Origin of the sequence: Streptomyces sp. NPDC051041, assembly GCF_044456065.1 — a bacterium.
Classification (GTDB): domain Bacteria; phylum Actinomycetota; class Actinomycetes; order Streptomycetales; family Streptomycetaceae; genus Streptomyces; species Streptomyces glaucus.
Window position 1 is genome coordinate 185,663 of sequence record NZ_JBITFM010000003.1, and the last position, 22,862, is coordinate 208,524.

The 22,862-nt window shown below is 75.2% G+C and carries 21 protein-coding genes and 1 pseudogene; 8 read left to right on the forward strand and 14 right to left on the reverse strand.

Going from position 1 to position 22,862, the window contains the following annotated elements:
• The first annotated feature begins 122 nt into the window (after nt 1-122).
• From ACIBAI_RS07010 to ACIBAI_RS07020, 3 genes are all read left to right on the forward strand, one after another.
• Complete coding sequence (locus ACIBAI_RS07010; RefSeq protein ID WP_399031668.1) at nt 123-509, forward strand: DUF2267 domain-containing protein; 387 nt, start codon at nt 123-125, stop codon at nt 507-509.
• A gap of 73 nt (nt 510-582) precedes the next feature.
• A complete protein-coding gene (locus ACIBAI_RS07015; RefSeq protein WP_399031670.1) occupies nt 583-1,074 on the forward strand; it encodes a DUF1360 domain-containing protein in 492 nt (163 codons plus the stop codon).
• A gap of 5 nt (nt 1,075-1,079) precedes the next feature.
• Nucleotides 1,080-1,565, forward strand: coding sequence for an AAA family ATPase (locus ACIBAI_RS07020; protein ID WP_399031672.1), 486 nt, complete (start codon nt 1,080-1,082; stop codon nt 1,563-1,565).
• Nucleotides 1,566-1,596: 31 nt separating this feature from the next.
• On the opposite strand, the gene ACIBAI_RS07025 is transcribed toward ACIBAI_RS07020, so the two are convergent.
• The 4 genes from ACIBAI_RS07025 to ACIBAI_RS07040 form a co-directional block, all read right to left on the reverse strand.
• A complete protein-coding gene (locus ACIBAI_RS07025) occupies nt 1,597-2,019 on the reverse strand; it encodes a DUF2267 domain-containing protein (protein WP_399031674.1) in 423 nt (140 codons plus the stop codon).
• Nucleotides 2,020-2,119: 100 nt separating this feature from the next.
• Nucleotides 2,120-2,542: a PPOX class F420-dependent oxidoreductase gene (locus tag ACIBAI_RS07030; protein WP_344601417.1), complete on the reverse strand. Its 423-nt coding sequence runs from the start codon at nt 2,540-2,542 to the stop codon at nt 2,120-2,122.
• A 95-nt stretch (nt 2,543-2,637) separates the two neighbouring features.
• Nucleotides 2,638-3,873 carry an NAD(P)-dependent oxidoreductase gene (locus ACIBAI_RS07035; RefSeq protein WP_399031676.1) on the reverse strand — a complete coding sequence of 412 codons (1,236 nt, stop codon included), beginning with the start codon at nt 3,871-3,873 and terminating at the stop codon, nt 2,638-2,640.
• A 99-nt stretch (nt 3,874-3,972) separates the two neighbouring features.
• Nucleotides 3,973-4,362: a DUF5997 family protein gene (locus tag ACIBAI_RS07040; RefSeq protein ID WP_399031677.1), complete on the reverse strand. Its 390-nt coding sequence runs from the start codon at nt 4,360-4,362 to the stop codon at nt 3,973-3,975.
• A gap of 58 nt (nt 4,363-4,420) precedes the next feature.
• On the opposite strand from ACIBAI_RS07040, the gene ACIBAI_RS07045 reads away from it, so the two are divergent.
• Nucleotides 4,421-5,197 carry a LysR family substrate-binding domain-containing protein gene (locus ACIBAI_RS07045; RefSeq protein ID WP_399031678.1) on the forward strand — a complete coding sequence of 259 codons (777 nt, stop codon included), beginning with the start codon at nt 4,421-4,423 and terminating at the stop codon, nt 5,195-5,197.
• Between the two features lie 46 nt (nt 5,198-5,243).
• On the opposite strand, the gene ACIBAI_RS07050 is transcribed toward ACIBAI_RS07045, so the two are convergent.
• The 3 genes from ACIBAI_RS07050 to ACIBAI_RS07060 form a co-directional block, all read right to left on the reverse strand.
• Nucleotides 5,244-8,048 (reverse strand): beta-L-arabinofuranosidase domain-containing protein, encoded by a 2,805-nt coding sequence (locus ACIBAI_RS07050; protein WP_399031679.1) that lies wholly within the window; start codon nt 8,046-8,048, stop codon nt 5,244-5,246.
• 209 nt (nt 8,049-8,257) lie between these two features.
• Entirely contained in the window at nt 8,258-8,944 is a 687-nt protein-coding gene (locus ACIBAI_RS07055) for an HAD family hydrolase (protein ID WP_399031681.1), read from the reverse strand.
• 64 nt (nt 8,945-9,008) lie between these two features.
• The gene (locus ACIBAI_RS07060) at nt 9,009-9,485 is read right to left on the reverse strand and encodes an Lrp/AsnC family transcriptional regulator (protein ID WP_399031683.1); all 477 of its coding nucleotides are present in this window, start codon (nt 9,483-9,485) and stop codon (nt 9,009-9,011) included.
• 302 nt (nt 9,486-9,787) lie between these two features.
• On the opposite strand from ACIBAI_RS07060, the pseudogene ACIBAI_RS07065 reads away from it, so the two are divergent.
• Nucleotides 9,788-11,059 (forward strand): annotated as a pseudogene (locus ACIBAI_RS07065) (FUSC family protein); the annotation flags it as partial.
• 448 nt (nt 11,060-11,507) lie between these two features.
• Entirely contained in the window at nt 11,508-12,539 is a 1,032-nt protein-coding gene (locus tag ACIBAI_RS07070) for a lactonase family protein (protein ID WP_399031685.1), read from the forward strand.
• Between the two features lie 160 nt (nt 12,540-12,699).
• Here the strand turns inward: ACIBAI_RS07070 and ACIBAI_RS07075 are convergent, their stop codons facing one another.
• The 5 genes from ACIBAI_RS07075 to ACIBAI_RS07095 form a co-directional block, all read right to left on the reverse strand.
• Nucleotides 12,700-13,623: a sirohydrochlorin chelatase gene (locus ACIBAI_RS07075; RefSeq protein WP_399031687.1), complete on the reverse strand. Its 924-nt coding sequence runs from the start codon at nt 13,621-13,623 to the stop codon at nt 12,700-12,702.
• Nucleotides 13,624-13,883: 260 nt separating this feature from the next.
• Nucleotides 13,884-14,885, reverse strand: a complete 1,002-nt coding sequence (locus ACIBAI_RS07080; RefSeq protein WP_399031688.1) for an N-acetylglucosamine kinase — start codon at nt 14,883-14,885, stop codon at nt 13,884-13,886.
• Complete coding sequence (locus ACIBAI_RS07085) at nt 14,882-15,559, reverse strand: uracil-DNA glycosylase (protein WP_399031690.1); 678 nt, start codon at nt 15,557-15,559, stop codon at nt 14,882-14,884. Before ACIBAI_RS07085 ends, ACIBAI_RS07080 begins: the two co-directional genes overlap by 4 nt.
• A gap of 124 nt (nt 15,560-15,683) precedes the next feature.
• A complete protein-coding gene (locus ACIBAI_RS07090) occupies nt 15,684-16,838 on the reverse strand; it encodes a WD40/YVTN/BNR-like repeat-containing protein (protein ID WP_399031692.1) in 1,155 nt (384 codons plus the stop codon).
• A 170-nt stretch (nt 16,839-17,008) separates the two neighbouring features.
• A complete protein-coding gene (locus ACIBAI_RS07095; RefSeq protein WP_399031694.1) occupies nt 17,009-17,812 on the reverse strand; it encodes a pectate lyase in 804 nt (267 codons plus the stop codon).
• Between the two features lie 706 nt (nt 17,813-18,518).
• Here ACIBAI_RS07095 and ACIBAI_RS07100 point away from each other — a divergent pair.
• Nucleotides 18,519-19,832: a PHB depolymerase family esterase gene (locus ACIBAI_RS07100; protein ID WP_399031696.1), complete on the forward strand. Its 1,314-nt coding sequence runs from the start codon at nt 18,519-18,521 to the stop codon at nt 19,830-19,832.
• Between the two features lie 47 nt (nt 19,833-19,879).
• On the opposite strand, the gene ACIBAI_RS07105 is transcribed toward ACIBAI_RS07100, so the two are convergent.
• Nucleotides 19,880-20,959 carry an NADH:flavin oxidoreductase/NADH oxidase gene (locus ACIBAI_RS07105; RefSeq protein WP_399031697.1) on the reverse strand — a complete coding sequence of 360 codons (1,080 nt, stop codon included), beginning with the start codon at nt 20,957-20,959 and terminating at the stop codon, nt 19,880-19,882.
• Nucleotides 20,960-21,080: 121 nt separating this feature from the next.
• On the opposite strand from ACIBAI_RS07105, the gene ACIBAI_RS07110 reads away from it, so the two are divergent.
• Complete coding sequence (locus tag ACIBAI_RS07110) at nt 21,081-21,440, forward strand: ArsR/SmtB family transcription factor (protein ID WP_399031699.1); 360 nt, start codon at nt 21,081-21,083, stop codon at nt 21,438-21,440.
• Here the strand turns inward: ACIBAI_RS07110 and ACIBAI_RS07115 are convergent.
• Complete coding sequence (locus ACIBAI_RS07115; protein WP_399031701.1) at nt 21,360-22,760, reverse strand: nucleobase:cation symporter-2 family protein; 1,401 nt, start codon at nt 22,758-22,760, stop codon at nt 21,360-21,362. The two genes, ACIBAI_RS07110 and ACIBAI_RS07115, sit on opposite strands and share 81 nt — an antisense overlap.
• Nucleotides 22,761-22,862: the final 102 nt, after the last annotated feature.

Here is a 22,862-nt window from a genome sequence, read left to right on the forward strand (position 1 = left end):
GGCACGGGCGGCCCGCTCCCGCGCCCCCTCCTCCCCGCCTTTTTCCGGCGGATTTCCCGGTGCGACCGTTTCCCCCGCCCGGGGGACGGGCACCCGGGAATCCCCCGTCGAAGGAGGATGCCGTGAGGATCGACGAGTTCCTGGCCCGGGTGCGCGACAACGGGGAGTACCACAGCCAGGAGGAGGCCGAACAGGTCAGCACGGCGGTCCTGCGGGTGCTCGCCTCCCGGATCACTCCGGAGGAGGCCGCCGATCTGGCGGCTCAGCTGCCCGCTCCCCTGGACGACGTGCTGCGCCCGGAACGCGGGCACCCCGAGACCTTCGGCCGCGAGGAGTTCCTGCGGCGCGTGGCCGAACGGACCGGGGCCCGGCCGCGCACCGCCGAGTGGGACGCCTGCGCGGTGCTGGCCACCGTCGCCGAGGCGGTCTCCGCCGGGCAGGTCGACCATCTCCTGGAGCAGCTGCCCCCGGACTTCGCCGAACTGTTCGGCCGGCTGCAACCGAGCTGACCACCGCGTATGGCACCGGCCGATCAGGGCACTCGGCCCCCGACCAGGACGGACGGTCCCGAGGGAGGCTGCCATGACGGACGGCGACCAGAGCTATGACGAGGGGAGCGAGGAGCCCCGCGGCGGATACGCCACGCTCGCGACGACCTTCGCGGCGGGCGCAGTCCTGTTCGCCGCGGTGGCGCGGCACCGGGGGCTGCGGCTGCCCGACCGGGTGCCGCCCTGGGACGTCGCCCTGCTGGGGACGGCCACGTTCAAGGCGTCCCGGCTGCTGACCAAGGCCAAGGTCACCAGCTTCCTGCGGGCGCCCTTCACCCGCCGCGAGGGCTTCGGAGAGGGCGGCGAGGTGATGGACACCTCCCGGGGCAGCGGCCTGCGCCGCGCCGTCGGCGACCTGCTGTCCTGCCCCTTCTGCACCTCCGCCTGGGTGGCCGGCGCCCTCGTCGGCGGCTACGCGTCCGCACCGAGGGCCGCCCGGCTGGTCTGCGCGGGCCTGACCGCGGTCACCGTCGCGGACTGGCTGCAGTACGCGTGGAGCTGGACCGGGCAGAAGGCCGAGGGCTGAACCCGGTGACCGAGGTGGCCGTCCTGGTCGGGCTGCAGGCGTCGGGCAAGACGACCTTCTACGAGCGGTGCCTGAAGGGCCGCTACGCCCTGGTCAGCAAGGACCTGTTCCCGCGCGGCGCCCGCAACAAGCAGGCCCGCCAGATGCGGCTGGTCGAGGAGGCGCTGGCCGCCGCGAGACCGGTGGCCGTCGACAACACCAACCCGTCCCCCGAGGAGTGGCGCCCCCTGGTGGAGGCCGGGCACGCCCACGGCGCGACCGTCGTCGCGTACTGGTTTCCCCCCGACCTCGCCGGCTCCCTGCGGCGCAACGCCCGGCGGACCGGCCGCGACCGCGTCCCCGACGTCGGCGTCCACGCCACGTTCGGACGACTGCGCCGCCCCTCGCCGGACGACGGCTTCGACGCCGTGCGCGACGTCCGCTTCGACGGACACGGAGGCTTCGACGTCCGCGCGCCGGCGCCCGGGGACGCCCCGGACTCCGCCGGGTGAGCGGCTCCGGGACGGCCGGCCGCCGGACGGCTCAGGACTCGGTCCCCACGGCGCGGCCCGTGGGGAGCAGTTCCCGGATGTCCGCGGGCAGCGTGCTCGCGAGCTTGGTCATCTGCTCGGGCGAGACGAAGGCGTCCAGCACGTTCAGCACCACGGCGGAGCGCTGGAGCGCCGCCTCCTCGGTGATGCCGGCGCGCCAGGCGATCCGGCCCGCGAACGCGGTGAGGTCGAAACGCTCGCCGGAACCGCGCGGCTGCTCGGCCCCGGCCGTGTCCGCCGGCCGCGCCACCCCGGCCAGTTCGTGCGGCAGCTGCGCGGCCAGATGGTCCGCCAGCCCTTCCGGGAGGCGCTCCGCCAGGGTGCGCAGCACGGCCGACACCGTCCGCTCGGCCTCGTCCCGGCCGATCGGACGGCTCTGCTCCTGAACGGTGCGGATCAGGTCGTCGTACTTCATGCGCGTCCACTCCCGTCGCCGGAACCGGTGCTCCACCGCCCCGGGTGTCCCGCCGGGGCACGGTGACACCGTCCGGGGCCCCGCGGGGGCCCCGGGAGCCTCAGACGGACGCCTGGTCGCTGTCCTTCAGCGCGCCCCAGCCGTGCCAGCGCTCGACCTCGATCCGGGCGCTGACCCGGGCGCGGACCCGGTCGGGGTAGGGCTCGGAGGTGTAACGCCGGGAGATGCGGTCGATGTCGGCCAGGTCCTCGTCGTCGTAGATCTCCACGGCCCGGCCGATCAGCGTGACGTGCGTGTACCAGTCGTCCTTGTCGAGGACGGTGAGCGTCACGCGCGGATCGCGGCGCAGGTGCTTCAGGCGCACCCGGCCCTCGTCGAAGTTGATGAGCACCCGGCCGTCGGCCCACTCGTACCAGGTGGGGGTGGAGACCGGTGTGCCGTCCGCCCGCAGGGTGGCCATGACGCAGGGATTGGGGCGCCGCAGCAGCGCGTCGGCCTCGGGCGGCAGGGGCGGCTTGGACATGGGGATCCTCCGTGTTCGGGAAAGCGGGACCGGGGCGGCGGGCCCCGGTGGACAGGGCCTCGGGGCAGGGCGCCGAGGGCCGGGGAACGGGGTCTTCAGGACGCGGGGGGCTCGTCGAAGCTGGCGAAGTAGGCGGCGGCCATGTCCTCGTCGCCGTGGCCCCGGGCGGCGGCCCGCGCCAGCCGCTGCGCGCCCGCGGCGGCCAGGTCCAGGCGGACGCCGTTGCGCTCGCCGGCCTCCACGATCAGCCGGGCGTCCTTGGCCGCGGTGGCCACCGCGAACTGGGCCGGCGACAGCCGGCCGTCCAGGACGAGTCCGGCCTTGGCCCGCAGGTAGCCCATGTCGAGGGGGCCGCCGGCGATGAGGTCGAAGAAGCCGTCCGGGTCCACGCCGAGGGCCTTCGCCAGGGCGAGGACCTCGCCGGCCGCGTTGGTGGCGGCGATGACCCAGCTGTTGGCCACCAGCTTCAGCCGGGTGGCGCTGCCCGCCGCCGCGTCCTCGCCGGTCCACACGGTCCGGGCGCCGACGGCGTCGAGGACGGGCACGACGGCGGACCGGTGCTCCTCGGGGCCGGCGGCGAGCACGGTCAGCTGTCCGGCCTCGGCGGGCCGGCGGGTGCCCAGGACCGGGGCGTCGAAGAAGACGAGCTGCCGCTCGCGGGCGAAGGCGGCCAGCTCGCCCACCGCCTCGACGCCCGCGGTCGTGGACTGCACCCAGGCGGCGCCGGGGCGCAGCGAGGCGGCGGCCTGCCGCATGACCTCCAGGGTGGCGGGACCGTCGTAGAGCATGGTGAGCACCACGTCGGCGCCCTCGACCGCCTCGGCGGGGGTGGCGGCGACGTGCGCGCCGTCGGCGGCCAGGGGCTCGGCCTTGTCGCGGGTGCGGTTCCAGGCCCGGACGGCGTGGCCGGCGCGGGCGATGTTGCGGGCCATCGCGGCGCCCATGATGCCGGTGCCCAGGACGCTCACGGTGAGCTTGTCGGTCATGACGTCGGCTTTCTGTTCCACGGCTTCCCGGTTTCCCGATCTCTCGGCTTCGTGCCTTCTCGGCGCGCGGTCGTGCTGTCGATCAGCCTGCCACCCGCTCGCGGGCGGCGCGCACCGGGCCCGCCGGCCGCGCCCGGTGGCCGGGGTCCGCCGGGCCGGCTCCGCCGCGGGCCGCCCGATCCGGGGTCTTCCGGGTGCGGATCCGCGCCCGGGAGCCGGGCAGGCCCGCACCGGCCGGGCGTGCAGCACGTCGAGCCGCTCCCCGGGCACCCGTCCCGCCGGGCCGTCCGGGACAGCCGCCCCGGCACGCCCTCGGCCGGGGCCCGGACCTCGGCGACGTGCCACGCCGGTGCATCCGGCCGGGCCCCCGCGACCGCGGTGCGTCCGCGTCCCGCCCGCGCTCGCGCCGCGGGTGGCCGCCGGGGTGCGGCCGCGCGTCGCGGGTCAGGCGTCCCGGTCGCGCTCGGCGTGGAGCTTCTTGATCCGGGCGGCCTCCTTGCGGACCTCGGCCTGGGTGGCGCGCTCCCGCTCCAGCCACTCGGGGCGCTCCCGCTTCAGCGCCTCGATCTGCTCCGTGGTGAGGGGTTCGGTCACGCCGCCCCGCGCCAGCCCCGAGATGGAGACGCCCAGCTTCGCCGCGACCACCGGCCGGGGGTGCGGGCCGTCGCGCCGCAGCTCCCGCAGCCACTCGGGCGGGTCCGCCTGCAGCGCGTCCAGCTCGGCGCGTGAGACGACACCCTCCCGGAACTCGGCGGGTGTGGCCTCGAGGTACACACCCAGCTTCTTCGCCGCGGTCGCGGGCTTCATCGTCTGGGTGCTCTGGTGCGACGTCATGCCGTCCAGGGTATCGAGCGGGTGCGCGACCCCCGACCGCGGCCGGTAACCTGGCCGGGTGACAGCCTCGGAAGAACCCCCCTCGTTCCGGCTCGCCTACGTCCCGGGGGTGACGCCCGACAAGTGGGTGCGCGTCTGGAACGAGCGGCTGCCCGACGTCCCGCTGGCCCTGGCCCAGGTGCCCGCCGCCGAGGCGGGCGGGCTGCTGCTGGACGAGGGCGCCGACGCCGGCTTCGTCCGGCTGCCCGTCGACCGGACCGTGCTCAGCGCGATCCCCCTCTACACCGAGACGACGGTCGTGGTCGTCCCCAAGGACCACCTGGTGACGGCGGCCGACGAGGTGTCCGTCGAGGACCTCGCCGACGAGATCGTGCTGCACCCCCTCGACGACGTCCTCGACTGGGAGCGCCTGCCGGGACGGCCCGCCCTGGAACGCCCCGCCACCACGGCCGACGCCGTCGAACTGGTGGCGGCCGGGATCGGCGTCCTGGTCGTACCGCTGTCCCTCGCCCGGCTGCACCACCGCAAGGACCTCACCCACCGGCCCGTCCGGGACGCCCCGCAGTCGAGCGTGGCGCTGGCCTGGCCCCAGGACGCGACGACGGACCTCGTGGAGGACTTCATCGGGATCGTCCGCGGGCGGACCGTCAACAGCACCCGGGGCCGCAGGCCGGCCCCGTCCGAGGAGAAGCCGAAGGGCGCCGGCCGGGACACCGGCCGGCGCAAGCCGGCGGGCAGGTCGGCGGCAGGCAAGCCGGCCGGCGGAGCCCGGCGGACGGGCGCCGGCGGCGCCCCCCGGGGCGGGAAGCGCGGCCGGCCCCGCCGCCGCTCGTAGTCCCGCCGGGGCCGCGCGGCCCCGGCCCGCGGACGGAGCCCGGCGGTCAGGGGGCGTACGAGGCGGCCCGCGCGGTCCTCACCACCTGCTCCGCCTCGGCCCGCCCCAGCAGCCCGGCCGCCGCCCACGCGTCCACCGTGGCCCGCACCCGCGCCACCAGCGCGCCCTTGCCGCCGAACGGCGCCCCGGCCCAGATCTCGTCCAGCAGCGTGGTGCCGTCCTCCTTCACCGGGTTGGCGACGCCGGAGTCGGTGCCGCCGAGGACCACCGCCGGTTCGGTCCGCCGGAAGTAGGCGTGCGCCGGCTCCTCCGTGCCCTCCAGGAACGGCGCCAGCTCGATGCCGTCGAGGGTGTGGTGGAGCGGTCTGCCGGGCACGGGAGCGAGCGTCGGCAGCAGGTCGCCGGACAGGCCGGCGTTGCGGTACAGGCCGAACTCCAGCAGACGCGTGGCCGGGTCGCGGGCGACCAGGTTGACCGGGCCGAGGAACAGGGTCTGCAGGGACGGGTCGTCCAGCGCCTTCTCCACCCGCAGCCGGAAGGGCAGGGACACGCGCACGGTGTCCCCCGCGCGCCAGGTCCGGGACACGGTGAAGTACGTGCCCGGCTTCGGCGTGCCCGGCACCGCGCGCCCGTTGACGGTCACCCGGAATCCGGCGGTCGCCCACGCCGGCACCCGCAGCCGCAGCGCGAACCGGGCCCGGGCGCCCCCGAAGGCGAGCGTGCTGCCCTGCTCCCTCGGATAGTCCGTGGTCTGCGTGACGGTGACGCCCTTCTCGGCCCAGGTCAGCGTGGACGGGCTGTAGAGGTTGACGTACAGGGCGCTGCCGTCGGCCTGCGCGAAGTACACCGAGTCCTGGTACTTGGTGGCGCTCTCCAGGCCGGTGCCCTCGCAGCAGGTCGTGCCCTGCTTGGGCGTGTAGTCGCGCACATGGCCGGGCGCCAGCCCGATGAAGTACGTGACCAGCGGCCTCTCCGCGTCCGGCCGGTCCTGCTTGGAGCCGAGCACCTGGTTGTACAGGGCCCGCTCGTAGTAGTCCATGTACGCCGGGTCCTGCTCGTGGAAGAACAGCGTCCGGCTCAGCTTCAGCAGGTTGTACGCGCAGCAGGTCTCGGCGGTCGTGGCGCCGATCGTGCCCGCGATCACGCCCCGGGCCCGCCAGAACTCGCCGGTGCTGGTGCCGCCGATGCCGTACATGCGGTGCGGTACGACCATGCCCCAGAAGTTCTTCGCGGCGGTGAGGTAGCGCTCCTCGCCCGTCGCGTCGTACAGCCGGACCAGGCCGGTGAAGATCGGTATGTGCTGGTTGGCGTGCAGGCCGTCGAGGACGTCGGTGTCCGCGGCGCAGGCGTCGATGAGCCGGTCCAGGTCGAACAGACGGGCCAGCGCGAGGTGCTCGGCCCTGCCGGTGAGGGCGTGCAGGTCGACGATCGCCTCGACGATGCCGCCGAACTCACCGCTGGAGAAGATCCCCCACATCCGCTGCAGGGTGGCCGCGGGCAGCTTCGACAGCCGGGAGTGCATCCAGTCGCACATGCCGGACGCGAGGTCCAGCGCCCGGTCGTCGCCGAGGGCGAGGTGGGCGTCCAGCAGGCCGCGCAGGATCTTGTGCGCGGTGTAGTAGGGCGCCCACACCTTGGTGTAGTCGGGGCTGGTCCGCGACTCCAGGTCGATGAACTGCGTCTCCGGGTACGCCGCGAGGAAGCCGGGGTGGCTGGGCCCGCCCCAGGTGCGGCGCAGGGTGGCGGTCAGGCCCCGGCCGGAGGCGTCGGCGAAGGTCCCGCCGGACGTCTCGTCGAAGGCGTACGACGCGAGGTCGCCGCGCCCCGCCGGGGTGTCGGCGGGACGGCGCTCCTGCAGGCGCGCCACCTCCGCGGCCGTCAGGACGCGCGACCAGACGTCGAACCCCCCGAAGGCGCCCGCGAAGACCGGGTCGGCGGAGTAGCCGGACCGGCCCAGCCAGTGGTGGGTGAGCGTGCCGAGGGCCGCCGGGGTCAGGGTCATCGCCTCGTTCCGCGCGACGGCGGTGCCGTCGACGTAGAGGGTGCCGGTGCCGCCCCCGATCGTCACGGCCAGATGACTCCACCGGTCCAGCGGCAGCGCGGCCGTGCCGTCCAGGCCCTGCTCGCCGCCCGCGCCCGAGGCGGTGACGGCGAAGCGCGGCGCGCCGTTCGCGCCCCGGGCGGCCAGGTACAGGTACCGGGTGGTGCCGTCGCCGAAGTCGAAGACACGGGCCCAGGCGCCGTCGTGGGCGGGTCTGACCCAGGCGGCCAGCGTGATCGCGGCGGCTCCGCCCGGCACGGCGGCCGGCAGGTCGACGTACCGGTGGGAGCCGCGCACGTTCTCCACGGCCGTGGAGAACCTCCCGGCGACGTTCAGGACGGCCGGATCGTGCCGCAGCGCCTCGCGCACCTCGGCCAGCGCGCCGACCATCGTGCGGATCTTCTCCGCGAAGACCCGCTCCCCCGTGCTGCGGTACGCCTGCGCCAGCATCGTCAGGAAGTGCCCGGTGTAGTGCCCGCGGAGGTTGCCGTTGGCCTCGCCGTCCAGCCCCTCCCAGCCGCCGGGGGCGACCGCGCCGAGCGTGGGGAGACCGGCGTTGGCGCGGAAGACCTGCAGCAGCCGGTCGACGTCGTAGCCGCGGGCGTGGTCGAGCATCAGCCGCCGTTTGTCGGCGAAGACGCCCCGGCCGAGCGTCACGTCCTCCAGCCGGAAGGGGCGCACGGTCCAGGCGGGCGGCGCCTCGGGCGCGGCGGCGCGGGCGCGCCCGGCCGCCGCCGGGGGGAGGGCGGGCGCGGCGGACGCGAGCGCCGCCGCGCGGAGGAGGAGTCGTCTGGAGAGGGGCGGTGCCATGGGTGCTCCTCTGCTGTTCGATATAGCGAACAACGTACGAATTAGCGACCAGACGATAGGGAGGGGGCCGGGGGGCGTCAACGGGTCGGGAGCGGCCGGTTCCGGCCGCTCGGTCCACCGGCCCCCGCCGGAGGGCGCCGCCGGCGGGCACCGCCCCTGGTGGCCGGCGGTGCCCGCGTCCCCGTCGCCGGCCGGCGGCCCGGGCCGGATCAGGCGGAGCGCAGCAGCCAGTCGTGGGCGGCCCGGGCCGTGAACTCCCGCTGGCCGCCGCGCAGCAGCAGGCCGGCGGTCGCGAACTCCGGTGCGTCGGCCTGCTCGGCGACGTACGGGATCGCGATGCAGCGCATCCCGGCGGCGTGCGCGGCGACGGCGCCCGGAGCGGCGTCCTCCAGCACCACGCAGTCGGCCGGGCGCGCGCCCAGCCGGCGGGCGGCCTCCAGGAAGACGTCGGGGGCGGGCTTGCCGTGCGCGACCTCGTCGGCCGAGACGACCGTGGTGAGATACGCGTCCAGGCCCGTGCCGGCCAGGACCGCCCCGATGGCCTCGGGCGACGAACCCGAGGCCACGGCCATCGGCACCCCCTCGGTCGCCAGCAGCTCGACGAACTTGCGCATCTCGGGATAGGCCGGGGTGGAGGCGCGGGCCAGCTCCAGATAGCGGCGGTTCTTGGCGGTGAACAGCTCCTCCACCGAGGCCCGCAGCCCGTACCGCTCCTTCCAGTCGGCGACCGTCTCCCGGGTGCTGATGCCGACGTACCGCTGGTGCTCCGTCCAGGAGAAGTCCGGGACGCCGTGCTCGGCGAGGACCTGCCGACTCGCTTCGTAGTAGTTCGGCTCGCTGTCCACGAGTGTTCCGTCAAGATCGAAAAGGACCGAGAGGGTGCCGAGTTCGCTCATGACCTCAGCATGTCAAAGGCACGCGCGGTCAGGTGCCGCATCCGGGACCCGGGCGCCGGGGACGTCACTTCCGGACGGTGCGGCCGATCGACTCCACCAGCGGCAGCAGCCGGTGCGGGACGCGCTCGCGCAGGGCCACCTCGGTGCGGGTGCGGACCACGCCGGGCAGGCTGATCAGCTTCTGGATGACGTCCTCGAGGTGGGCGTTGTCGCGCGCCACGACCCGGGTGAGCAGGTCCCCGCCGCCCGTGATGGAGAACGCCTCGACGATCTCCGGGACCTCGGCGAGCGCGTCCCCCACGTCGTCCAGGTGCCCCTGGGTGACCTCGATGTGCACGAACGCGAGCACCGGGTGGCCGAGCGCGGCGGGGGAGAGGGCGGGACCCGTGCCGGTGATCACCCCGTCGCGTTCCAGGCGGTCCAGGCGGGCCTGCACCGTGCCGCGGGCGACGCCGAGGATGCGGGCGTACTCGCGCACGCTGGTGCGCGGCTGCTCCAGCAGCAGCCGCAGGATGCGGGTGTCCAGCTCGTCCACGGCCACGGCGGCCCGGCCTCCTCGCCTCTCGACGATCACCGGCGACTGTACCAACGGCTCACCGGGGCGGGAGCGGTCCGGCCGTCCGCCGTGAGCCGTTGGCTCGCCCGTGGCCCTCCTGGAAAGGAATTCACTGTGCCAATGGCTCATTGAAAAAGAGAGCCCTTGAGCCACTGGCGGCAGGAATGCTGATATGGACGCGTCGATGGCGCTGCGGATCCCGCGGCGCCTTTCTCATGCCGGATCCATGTCAGAGCCGGGCCGGGCCGTACCGGTGCCCGGCCGGCGCCCGAAGGGGGCGGTAAGCAGTGCTGAAAAGGGTGTTCACGGCTCCGGACCCGGGGCGGACGCGGCTGCGCTTCGCCGCGCGGGCCGTCCTCGGCATCGGGCTGGCCGTCGTCGTCTGCGGCCTGGCCGGACACTCCCTCGCCGGTGTCGTCACCGGCGGGCTCGCCGCGCTGCTCGCCCTGTTCACCGTCACCGACGCGACGGTCCGCGGCCAGGCGGTCACCACCGCCCTGCTCCCGGCCGTCGGCCTGCCCGTGCTGGCCGCCGCGGCCGGACTGCACGACCACCCGGTCGCCCGCGACCTCGTCTTCCTCGCCGTGGTCGGCGCCGGCGTGTACGCGCGGCGCTGGGGCCCGCGCGGGCACAGCCTCGGCGTCTTCGCGTTCATGACCTTCTTCGTGGCGCAGTTCCTGCACGCGACCACGGACCGGCTGCCCGAGCTGTACGCCTCCGTCCTCCTGTCCGTGCTCGCCGCCGCCGCGGTGCGCTTCGGACTGTGGTGCTACGAGCGCCGGCTGCCGCCGCCCGCCGTGCCCGCCTCGCCGCCCGGCGGCACCGGCCTCGCCCGGGTGACCACCCGCCAGGCGGTCCAGGCGACCGCCGGCGCGGGCTTCGCCCTGGTGGTGGGCCAGCTCGTGTCCGGACAGCGCTGGTACTGGGCCGTCGGCGCCACCTGGTGGATCTTCGTCAACACCACCTCGCGCGGCGAGACCCTGGTCCGCGGCTTCCGCCGGGTCCTCGGCACCGTCCTCGGCATCGGTCTCGGCCTGGTCGTCGCCCTGCCCGTGCAGGGGGCGGCCGTGCCGACCGCCGTGCTCGCCGCCCTGTGCGTCTTCGGCATCTTCTACACGGCCGCCGTGTCCTACACCTGGATGATGCTCTGCGTGACCCTGCTCGCCGAGCTGCTCTACGGGTTGCTCGGCGTGCTCGACCCCGGCCTGCTCGCCGTCCGGCTCGCCGAGACCGGCGTGGGGGCGCTCGGCGCCGCGCTGGCCGTGCTCTTCGTGCTGCCCGTCACCACCCACGCCGTCACGGACGCCTGGATCCGGCGGGCCCTGCGCTGCGTCCGCGCCTGCGCCGCCGAGACCGCCGCCCGCCTGGCGGGCTCCCCGACCGCCGACCCGGCGACGCGCCTGGCGGAGCTGGAGCAGCTGCTCGGCCGGGTACGGCTCTCCGTCGCCCCGCTGGTGCACCCGCTGAACCCGATGCGGGAGCGCAAGCGGCGCGCCCGCCGGGTGCTCGCCCTGCTCGACGACTGCGCCCGGGAGATCCGGGACCTGGTCGAGATCGCCGAGGGCCGCGGGGCGGCGGCCGAAGAGGGGCAGGGCCGGACCGGCGGACGCCGCCACGACCGCGTCCCGGTGGCCTCGGGCGCGTCCGGACCCGCCTGACCGCGCCCGGCACGGGCCAGGGCTGCGGTCCCCGCGCGGCACCGGTCCCCGGGCAGTCCTGTACGGGGGCCGGAAGGCCGTACGGGGTGGTGGAGGGCATCGCCCGGCCGGGGCGCGCGTCCGTGGCGCCGCACGGCTCGCCGGGACGGCTGCCGCCGGAGGCGATGCCGCTGCCGCCCTGGCCGAACCCGTGCCGGACCGCCCGCGCGGCCCCCGGACGCGCCCCGTGGGCCTCCTCGGGCCCCGTCGGCCGGCGCCCGGGAATCCCGCCGGAAGGACCGTCTCCCCAGCCTGGTCTAGACCTAACTGCTACCGTCGGCCCCACAGCACCGGACGAGAGGGGACAGCGGTGGCGAACGGCGGCAGGCGGCGACGGGCGTTCGTCGGATCGTTCACGGCGGCCGGCGGCCCCGGGATCGTGACGGCGGCCGTCGCCCCCGACAGCGGGGCGCTGACCGTCCTGAGCAGCGTGAACGGCGTGCCCGACCCCTCGTACCTGGCCCTCGCGCCCGACGGGGACACGCTCTACGCGGTCAGCGAGACGGCCGAGGGCGCGGTGGCCGCGTACCGTGTGCCCGGCGACCGGCCCGAGCCGGCCGGACCGCCCGTGTCCGTCCACGGCAGCGGGCCCACGCACCTCAGCCTCTTCGCCGGACACGTCCTGACCGCCAACTACGGCTCCGGCAGCGTCACCGCCGTCCCCGTCCGCGCCGACGGCACCCTCGCCCGGACCGCCTCCGGGGTCCTCCGGCACACCGGTTCCGGCCCGCACACCTCGCGCCAGCGGGGCCCGCACGCCCACCAGGTGCAGCCCGACCCGAGCGGACGCTGGGCCGTCAGCGTGGACCTCGGCACCGACTCGGTACGGGTGTGCACGCTGGCCGACGGCACCCTCCGCGTGCACCGGGAGATCGCGCTGCGGCCCGGCTCCGGCCCCCGGCACCTGGCCTTCCATCCGGGCGGCGGGGCCGCGTACGTGCTCAACGAACTCGCTCCGACCGTCACCGTCTGCCGCTGGGACGCCGCCGACGGCTCGCTGCGGCCGCTCACCGAGACACCGGTGCTGCCGGGCGCCCCGGCCGGCGACGCCTATCCGTCGGGCATCGCCGTCTCGCCCGACGGCCGCTTCGTGTGGACCGCGACCCGCGGCGAGGACGTCCTGTCCGTGTTCGCCGCCGAGGGGGACGGGCTGCGGCTGCTCGCCACGGTGCCCTGCGGCGGCCACTGGCCCCGGGCGATCACCGTGGCGGACGGCTTCCTGTACGCGGCGAACGAGCGCTCCGGGAACGTCACCTGGTTCGCGCTCGACCCCGCGACCGGCACACCGCGGCGCGGCGGCTCGGTCGAGGTGCCCGCGGCCTCCTGCGTGGTCCTCGGCTGAACCGGCCCGCACCGTCCCGGCCCGCTCGGCGGCGGACGCCTCCTGCGGAGAACCCGCGCACGGCGAGGAACTCCTGCACGGCGGAGAACTCGCGCACGACGAAGGGCCCGCTCCCGGAGCGGGCCCTTTCGGGTCGTGCGGCGGTCGCGCCCGCGCGCGTTCAGCGGGCCGGCACGCCCTGCGGCTGCTGCGGGGTGATGCCCAGCGCCGTCGTGTACTTGGCCAGGGCGAGCTTGCCGATGGCCGGGTACGGACCGAGCGCCTCGGACGCGGGGCAGTCCGCCTCCTTGGCCGCCTCCTCGATCAGGGACGCGTCGATCTCGGGGCCGATCAGGTACGGCGCCAGCGCCAGCTGCTGCGAGCCCGCCGAGCGCAGCTGCTCGGCCACGGAGGCGATCGAACCCTCCTGGTCCAGGGCCGCCGCCATCACCGGCACGGCGAGGCGAGCGGCGAGCAGCATGCCGGTGATCCCGGCCGCCTGCACGGCCTCCTCGCCGCCCACGGAGGCCAGGATGATGCCGTCCGCGGCGGTCGCCACGGTGAACAGGCGGGCCCGGTCGGCGCGCGCCAGCCCGGCCTCCGACAGGCGCACGTGCAGGGCCTCGGCGAGCAGCGGGTGCGGGCCCAGCACATCGGTCAGCTCGGCCGCGACCCGGCTGTCCATCACGGCCTGGCGGACCTGGCGCAGGAGCGCGCTGTCCGGGCCGGCCAGCAGCGGCACGACGACGGCGACGGGACCCTCGGGCTCCTTCGCCTCCAGCCCGGCGGCGAGCGCCTGCTCGTAGCGGGCGGTGCGCTCGTCGGCGGCGCGCGCGAGCACGGACTGCAGGGTGGGGAAGTCGGCGCCGTCCCCGTCGAGGTACCCGATGCGGGCGTCCAGGCCGGGCAGCTCGGAGCGGGCGATGCTCACGACCTCCTCGGCGAGGCTGCGCGTGGCGCTGCTGGGCGTGCCCGGTACGGCGAGGACGAGCGCGGGCGCGCCCTCGGGAGCCACCAGGGGTTCGGGACGGCGGTGCCGTCCGGGCTGGCGGGGGCGCGGCATTCGTACTGGCAGGCCGGACGCGGGCCCAGTGGGGGAGCTCATGGCGCCGCATGTTACTGGCTTCCTGGGCTCTCTTGTTCGGGGAGGGTGCAGGTGAGCGGTATCCGTCCGGTTTTGTCTGATGAGGTACGTCCGGATTGGGCGATGTGCGGGCCGTGAGCGGTCATCGGGAGGAATCACCCCGGGGAGCGGGGGAGGGGCGGGTGGGACCGGCGGGTGGCCGACGAGCGGATCGGGCGCGGGACGGGACGAGCGGAGGCCGACCGGGGGCGGGCCGGGGACCGCCCGAGGCCGGCGGGGGATCAGGGGGGCCGGTCGCCGGGCGCGGTGACCACGTGCAGCATCGCCGGGTCGTCCGGCAGGGTGAGCGCACCGGACGCCAGATCCGTCGCGATCCGTACGGCGCCGTGCAGCGGGTCGCCGGCGGCCGCCACCCGCCGCGCGTGCGGCAGCCGCCTCGCCAGCTCCTCGTCCAGCGGTGCGGCCAGAGGGGCGCCCATCCGCAGCAGGCCGCCGGTGACCGCGATGCGGGGCTCGTCCCCGGCCGGGCAGACGGCGGCCATCGAGTCGGCCATGTGCCGGGCGGCCTGCCGCAGGATGTCCGCGGCGACCGGGTCGTCCCCGGCGCAGGCGGCCACCTCGGGCGCGAAGGACGCGAGGACGGCGGGGCGGTCCGGGCGCGGGTACAGCAGGGCGGGCAGCCCCGGGACCGGCCCGAACCGCTCCTCGGCGCGGGCCAGCAGCCGGGCCGAACCGCCCTGCCGTCCGTCGTGGGCGCGCAGCGCGGCCTCCAGTCCGGCCCGCCCGATCCAGGCGCCGCCCCCGCAGTCGCCCAGCAGATGCCCCCAGCCGTCCGCGCGGCGCCAGCGGACCAGGTCGGTGCCGATCGCGATCAGCCCCGTGCCGGCGGCGACCACGGCACCGGGCCGTGCCCCGAGAGCCCCGGCGTACGCGGTGACGGCGTCGGCGGCGAGCGCGACGGTCCGCACCCCCAGCTCCCGCGCCAGGGCCCCCGGCAGCTCGGCGCGCAGGGCGTCGCCCAGGGTGGCGAACCCGGCGGCCCCCACGACGACCGCCGCCGGCCGCACCACCCCGGTCTCGGCCGCCAGCGCCCGTGCCAGGGGCAGCAGCCGTTCCCTCAGGTGCCCGGGATCGATCCCCCGCGCACCCGTGCGGACGGGCTCCGGGGACGCGCGCCGGGCCAGGGGGCCCCGCCCGAGGGTCCCGGCGACGACCCGCAGACCGGAGCCGCCCGAGTCCACGGCGAGGTAGCCGGAGCCGTCCCCGGCCCCCGCCCCGGTCACGGCAGGCGCCAGTCCACGGGCCGGCCGCCCTGCCGGACCAGCAGGTCGTTGGCGCGGCTGAACGGGCGGGAGCCGAAGAAACCGCGGTCGGCGGACATGGGGGAGGGGTGGGCGGACTCCACGGCGGGCAGGTCGCCGAGCAGCGGACGCAGATTGCGGGCGTCGCGGCCCCACAGGATGGACACCAGCGGCTTGCCGCGCGCGGCCAGGGCGCGGATGGCCTGCTCGGTGACCTCCTCCCAGCCCTTGCCGCGGTGGGCGCCGGGGCTGCGCGGGGCCGTGGTGAGCGCCCGGTTGAGCAGCAGCACGCCCTGCTCGGTCCACGGCGTCAGATCACCGTTGGACGGCTGGGGCACGCCCAGGTCGGCGGTCAGCTCCCGGAAGATGTTGACGAGGCTGCCGGGCAGCGGACGCACGTCGGGCGCGACCGAGAACGACAATCCCACCGCGTGCCCCGGGGTCGGGTAGGGGTCCTGTCCGACGATCAGGACGCGGACGTCGTCGAAGGGCTGCTGGAAGGCCCGCAGGACGTTCGGGCCGGCCGGGAGGTAGGTGCGTCCCGCGGCGATCTCCGCGCGCAGGAAGTCCCCCATCGCGGCGATCCGCCCGGCCACCGGTTCCAGGGCCTTCGCCCAGCCCGCTTCGACGATCTCATGCAACGGTCGTGGTGCCACGGGCGTCACCCTACTGCCGTCCGGGCGGCGGTGATCGACCGGTGGCCGGGGCCGGTCCGCGCACCCGCCCGGCGATGCGCCCGGCGAGCGGCCGGCCGGCCCGTCCGGGGACGTGCCGGGCGGCTCATGCGACGACCGCGGCCCGCACGCACAGCACGTCCGGCAGGTGCGACACGAGCAGGTGCCAGCTGTCGCCGTCGTCGGCCGACGCGAACACCTCGCCGTTGCGGTTGCCGAAGTACACGCCGGCCGGGTCCGCGTCGTCGGTGCACAGGGCGTCGCGCAGCACCGTGCCGTAGTGGTCCTCCCGGGGCAGGCCCGCCGACAGCGGCTCCCAGCTGCCGCCCGCGTCCGCCGTCCGGTAGACCCGGCACCGCCGGCCGGCCGGCACCCGGTCCGAGTCGGCGTTGATCGGGAACACGTACGCGGTGCCGCCGCGGTGCGGATGGGCCGCCGCCGCGAAGCCGAACGTGGACGGCAGGCCCTCGCCGATGTCGGTCCAGTGCGCGCCCGCGTCGTCGCTGCGGTACACCCCCCAGTGGTTCTGCAGGTACAGCCGGTCGGGGTCGGCCGCGTCCCGGACGACCTTGTGCACGCACTGGCCGAACTCCGGGTGCGGATCCGGCAGGAACACCGCCGAGACGCCGGAGTTGGAGGGCGCCCAGCTCGCGCCGCCGTCGGTGGTGCGGAACACGCCCGCGGTCGAGACGGCGACCGTCACGGCCTTCGGGTCGCGCCGGTCGGTGAGCACGGTGTGCAGGCCCTCCCCGCCGCCGCCCGGCATCCACCGGGACCGCGTGGGGTGCTCCCACAGGGGGCGGACGAGCGCGAAGCTCTCCCCGCGGTCCTCGGAGCGGTACAGCGCGGCCGGTTCCGTGCCCGCGTAGACCACGTCCGGCTCCGCGGCGGCCGGGTGCAGCTGCCACACCCGCTCCAGCGACGCCCCCGTGTCCTCGGGGAACCTGACGGCCGGCCGGGGCGGTTCGGTCCAGGTCCGCCCCAGGTCGTCGGAGTGGAACACCGACGGGCCCCAGTGCGAGCTGTCGCCGCCGGCCAGCAGCCGCGGGGTGTCGCCGCGGGTGTCGACGGCGACCGAGTACACGGCCTGCGCGGTGAAGCAGGGACTCTCGTCGAACGTCCAGGCGCCGTCCCGCCGGCGCCCGATGAAGAGGCCTTTGCGCGTGCCCACGGCGAGCAGTACCTCGGTCATGCCGATCACCTCCGCGACGTCCTCGTCGACGTCTTCGTCCCGGACACCGGCCAGTCTGCACCCCGGCACTGACAGTCACCTCCGGACGGAGCGTCGGGGCAGGTCACAGCGGTGCCGGCACCCGGTCACCGGGCGGCGCGGTCCGCGGGGCCGTCCGGCGGCCGTACGGAGCGCCGTGCGGGGACGCTCGGTACGGCCGCCTTCACCGTGGGGGGATCACTCGCGGGTCCCCGGGGGGATCACTTGTAGGTGATGTCGGAGGAGGCGTACTTGCAGTAGGTGCCGTCGGGACCGCTGCCGTTCGTCGTCGGCTCGTCGCCGTCGTCGTTGCCGATGTACTTCTGGCAGGGGACGATCTTCCTGCCGCTGTCCCCGACGATGGTGACGGCCCGCAGGGTCGCGCTGTCGCCGTAGTTGGTGTTGATGCCGACGAGCCGGCTGCCCTTGTACGTCGCCTCGATCGTGTTGAGGTTGATCGTCCGCTTGTACTGCGTGGAGCAGTTGCCGCACGAGCGGACGAAGGTGCCGAAGTTCTGCACCGCGAAGTTCGACACGTTGAGCGTGCCGGCGCCGTTGAACTGGAACACCTTGTCGCTGGCCTCCTTCGCGCCGCCGCCGGAGACGGTGTAGACGTTGGACGACGAGGAGCCCTTGAAGGTCGCCGCGTCCTCGCCGACGTCCTCCCACCAGACGTTCTGCAGCGTGCAGCTGCCCTCGCAGTGGATGCCGTCCGCGGCGGGGGAGCCGATGATGACGTTCTTCAGGACGGTGCCGGCCGCCAGCTTCAGGATGGGGCCCTGGTCCTCGTCCTGGCCGCCGCTGCCCAGGTCGCCGGTGCCGTAGAGACGGGTCATCCCGTAGTCCTTGGTGCCGGACAGGGAGATGGTGGAGGAGACCGCCTGGCTGCCCTTCGCGGTCGGCCAGGTGGCGGCGCTCGCCGGGGAGGCGTTTGTGGTCATGATCATGCCAACGGAGAGGCCGAGGGTGGCCAGTGCTCCGGTCAGCGCGCGCCTGCGGGCGCGCGGGGGAGTCGCAGAAGTCATGTCCCGATTCCTTCTGTCCTTGTCGAGCTGTCGGGGGTGTCGTGGCTTTCCGGCGCCCGCGTCCCGCGTCACCGGGGCGACGGCGGAGGGGGCGGGCCGGCCGGGTGGCCGTGGGGCGGGCCGGCGGGAGCGCCGGCCCGCGGGGATCCCGGTCACGGCTCCGCCGGGATCCCCGCCGCGCGGGCCGGCGTGTCCGCCGACGGCGCCGCCGCGGTGCGCGGCGGCCGCGGCCCTCGTCGGGCGGAAGGCGTTCCGAAGGCGTCCGGCGGGGAGCTTCGCGCGTGTGTACGTGGGGGGTGGGCGCGCATGCGGGTGGGTCCCTCCGGGATCGCCTACGGGTCATGTACGTGAACTTCGTACGCCATGGTGCTTGCCGCGCGGAGCAGGGTGACCGGGATGGAGCCCTCTCGGATCCGAAGAGTGCACTTCTTCGGGGTGAGAAGGGTCCAACGGGCGTCGGCGCCAAGCGTTCGACGGCCCCGACGGGTCACGCTGCTGAACGGACGGTAGAGGGCAAGCGCTTTCTAGTCAACGCCTCGCGCAACGGGTCCCCGATCGCCCCCGGTCGGCGCGGCCGACCGGGTTCGCGGGGTGGGAGCGCTTCCATGACGGCCGTGTCCATGTCACGATGCTCGCCCGGGCGTTTCCCTTCCGTCGCCCGGTCGCCGCACCACGTCCCGGAGCCGCGACCAGAAAGGGACAGGACGTGCACCCCACCCCCCACACCCCCGCCCGCGGACCGCTGCGCCCCCTGCTCGCGGCGCTCCTCGCGGCACTGGCCCCGCTGCTCGCCGCGGCGGCCCTGGCCGCGCCCCCGGCCGCCGCCCGCGCCCAGGCGCCCGCCGCGGCGCTCACCGAGGTCACGGACTTCGGCGCCAACCCCAGCAACCTGCGGATGCACCTGTACGTGCCGGACAGCGTCACCGAGAACCCGGCGGTCCTGGTGGCCGTGCACTACTGCACGGGCTCCGGCCCGGCGATGTACTCTGGCACCGAGTACGCCTCCCTGGCCGACCGCTACGGCTTCATCGTCGTCTACCCCTCGGCCACCCGGGCCGGCAAGTGCTTCGACGTCTCCTCGCCCCAGGCGCTGCGCCGGGGCGGCGGCAGCGACCCGGTCGGCATCAGGTCGATGGTCGACTGGGTCGTGCGCGCCCACGGCGCGGACACCGGCAGGATCTTCGCCACCGGCATCTCCTCCGGCGCGATGATGACCAACGTGCTGCTGGGCAACTACCCGGACGTGTTCGCCGCCGGGGCCGCCTTCGCGGGCGTCCCGTTCGGCTGCTTCGCCACGACCGACGGCTCGGAATGGAACAGCGCCTGCGCCGGCGGCACCGTGACGCGCACCCCGCAGCAGTGGGGCGACCTGGTCCGGGGCTCCTACCCGGGCTACAGCGGCCCCCGGCCCCGGATGCAGCTGTGGCACGGCACCCAGGACGACGTGCTGCGCTACCCCAACTTCGGGGAGGAGATCGAGCAGTGGACGAACGTCCACGGCGTCGGCCAGGTCCCGGCCGCCACCGACACCCCGCAGCCCGGCTGGACCCGCACCCGCTACGGCGGCACCGGTGACCGCGCCCCCGTCGAGGCGATCAGCCTCCAGGGCGTCGGCCACAACCTCTACGCCCCCGGCATGGGCGCCCGCGTGCTCGCCTTCTTCGGCCTGGACGCCCCGGGCCCCGCGCCCCAGCCGCCGGCCGGCGCCTGCAGGGTGACCGTGGCGACCAACGCCTGGAGCACGGGCCTGACCGCCTCCGTGACGATCACCAACACCGGCACGGCCACGGTGAACGGCTGGAAACTCGGCTTCACCCTCCCCGCCGGGCAGATTGTCACCGGCGGCTGGGGCGCCACCTACACCCCGGCCTCCGGCGCGGTGACGGCCACGAACGCCGCCTACAACGGCACGCTCGCCCCGAACGCGAGCGTCACCGTCGGCTACCAGGCGAGCCACACCGGCGACAGCACGGCGCCGCGCGCCTTCACGCTCAACGGAACGGCCTGCACGACCGGTTGACGGCCCGCGCGCCCCCTCCGGCGCACGGCCGGAGGGGGCGCCCGGGGTCAGACGGACCGGTGGTACTGGTCCGGCACGTGCACCTCGCCGCCCAGCTCGCGCGCCACGTGCCGCGCCCACGAGGGGTTGCGCAGCAGCTCGCGCCCGAGGAGCACCGCGTCGGCCTCCCCGTTGACCAGGATCTTCTCGGCCTGCTCGGCCTCGGTGATCAGGCCGACGGCGGCGACCGGCAGCGTGGTCCCGGCCTTCACCCGCGCGGCGAAGGGCACCTGGTAGCCCGGGCCGGTGGGGATGCGGACACCGGAGACGTTGCCGCCGGTGGAGACGTCGAGGAGGTCGACGCCGTGCGCCTGGAGGTCGCGGGCGAAGCGGACGGTGTCGTCGGGCGTCCAGCCGCCCTCGTCCAGCCAGTCGGTCGCCGAGATCCGGAAGAACAGCGGCTTGTCGTCCGGCCACACCTCCCGCACCGCGTCGACGACTTCGAGGGCGAAGCGGGTGCGGTTCTCGTAGGAGCCGCCGTAGGCGTCGGTGCGGTGGTTGGAGTGCGGGGAGAGGAAGTTGTTGATCAGGTAGCCGTGGGCGCCGTGGATCTCGGCGACCTCGAAGCCGGCGGCGAGGGCCCGGCGGGCCGCGTCCGCGAACTGACCGACGATCTCCTGGATCTGGCCGGCCGTCAGCTCGGCGGGCACCGGGTGGCGCTCGTCGAACGCGAGCGCGCTGGGCGCCAGCGGCTGCCAGCCCAGCGCGTCCGGGCCGAGCGGCGCGCCGCCCGTCCAGGTCCGGTCGGTCGACGCCTTGCGTCCGGCGTGCGCCAGCTGGATCGCCGGCACCGTGCCCTGGCTCACGAGGAAGCGCGTGATCCGGCGGAACGCCTCGACCTGGGCGTCGTTCCAGATGCCGAGGTCGTAGGGGGAGATCCGGCCCTCCGGCGAGACCCCGGTGGCCTCGACGATGATCAGGCCGGTGCCGCCGGCCGCGCGGGCCCCGTAGTGCGTGAGGTGCCAGTCGCCGGGGACGCCGGTCGTGGGACCTTCCGGGTCGGCGGAGTACTGGCACATCGGGGGCATCCACACCCGGTTCGGAATGGTCAGCTCACGCAGGGTGAGGGGCTCGAAGAGGGCGGTCACGGCGGTGCTCCGTTCGTCGCGGGCCGGGAAACTCCTCGTACGGTAATCCTCGTAGTACGGGAGATGTCAAACTACGATACCTCTCGTACGATGGAGTGCCCCCGGACGAACTGGAGCCACCGTGACCCCCGCCACCTCCGCGATCAGCAGCCGTGACCTGCCGCACCCGGCGCGCGAGGAGATCCGGCTGGAGGCCGTGCTGCACGCGCTCGCCGATCCGATGCGGCTGCGGATCGTGCGCGAGCTCGCCGCCGACGGCGACGAGCTCTCCTGCTCGCACTTCGCTCTGCCGGTCACCAAGTCCACCACCACGCACCACTTCCGGGTGCTGCGCGAGGCCGGGGTGATCCGGCAGGTCTACCGGGGCACGGCCAAGATGAACGGCCTGCGCCGGGACGACCTAGACGACCTCTTCCCGGGGCTTCTGGACAGCGTGCTCGTCTCCGCCGCCCGTCAGGCCGCCCGGCTCGGCACCGGCTGAACCGGCCCTCGCCGGCAGGTGGTTGAAGAGCAGGTTCAGCACGATCGCCGTCACGCAGCCCGCGCTGATGCCGCTGTTCATCACCGTCTGGAACCAGTCCGGGAACTTCTCGTAGACCGTCGGCACCCCGACCGGCAGCACGCCCACCGCGACCGAGACGGCCACCACCGTCAGGTTGTGGTTGCCCCGGAAGTCGACCCGGGCCAGGGTGCGCAGCCCGCTCGCGGCCACCGTCCCGAACATCACCAGGCCCGCCCCGCCCAGCACCGGCGCCGGGATCGCCGCGACCACCGCGCCCAGCTTGGGCAGCAGCCCGAGCAGGACGAGGATGCCGCCCGCGGCGGCGACCACCCAGCGGCTGCGCACCCGGGTCATGCCGACCAGGCCGACGTTCTGCGCGTACGCGGTGTACGGGAAGGTGTTGAAGACGCCGCCGAGAACGGTCGACAGGCCGTCGGCGCGCAGGCCGTCCGCCAGCGACCGCGGCTCGGCCTTCCGCCCCGTCAGCTCGCCGACCGCGATGAAGTCGCCGGTCGTCTCGGTCATGGACACCAGGGCCACCACCAGCATCGAGACGACCGCCGACGCCTCGAACACGGGTGCGCCGAAGTGGAACGGCGTGCTGATCCCGACCCAGCCGGCGTCCGCGACCCCGCCGAAGTCCGTGAACCCGAACGGCACCGCGACCGCCAGCCCGGCGGCGATGCCGATCAGCACCGCGATCCGGCTCAGGAACACCGGCGCGAACCGCTGCACGCCCACCACCACGACCAGGACGAAGGCCGCGAGCGCCAGGTTCCCCGGCTCGCCGAAGTCCGCCGCGCCGGCTCCGCCCGCGACCCAGTCGCCCGCCACCGGCAGCAGCGAGACGCCGATGATCAGGATCACCGTGCCCGTGACCAGCGGCGGGAAGAAGCGCAGCAGCCTGCCGAAGACCGGCGCCAGCAGCACGATCGCGAGCCCGGCGACGATCACCGAGCCGTAGATCGCGGGCAGTCCGCCGCCCGTCGTCCCGATCAGCACCATCGGCGACACGGCCGCGAACGTGCACCCCTGCATGACCGGCAGCCGCACGCCGAAGCGCCAGAAGCCCACGCACTGGACGAGCGTGGCGATGCCGCACACCAGCAGGTCGGCGGTGATGAGGTACGCCAGGTCCGCGGCGGACAGCTTCATCGCCCCGCCCACGATCAGCGGAACGGCCACCGCGCCCGCGTACATCGCGAGCACGTGCTGCAGACCGAAGGCGGCGAGCTGCCGTACGGGCGGGACCTCGTCGACGGGATGGGCGACGGGAGGCACGGGTGCGGTCGTTGCCATGGGCGCTCCAGAGCGGGGGCGGGCGGGGAGATCCGGACAGCACGAGACCGTAAGCGGTTTAAACAGTTTGTTGATTTCCGGGTCGTTGCCGCTGTGTGTCCG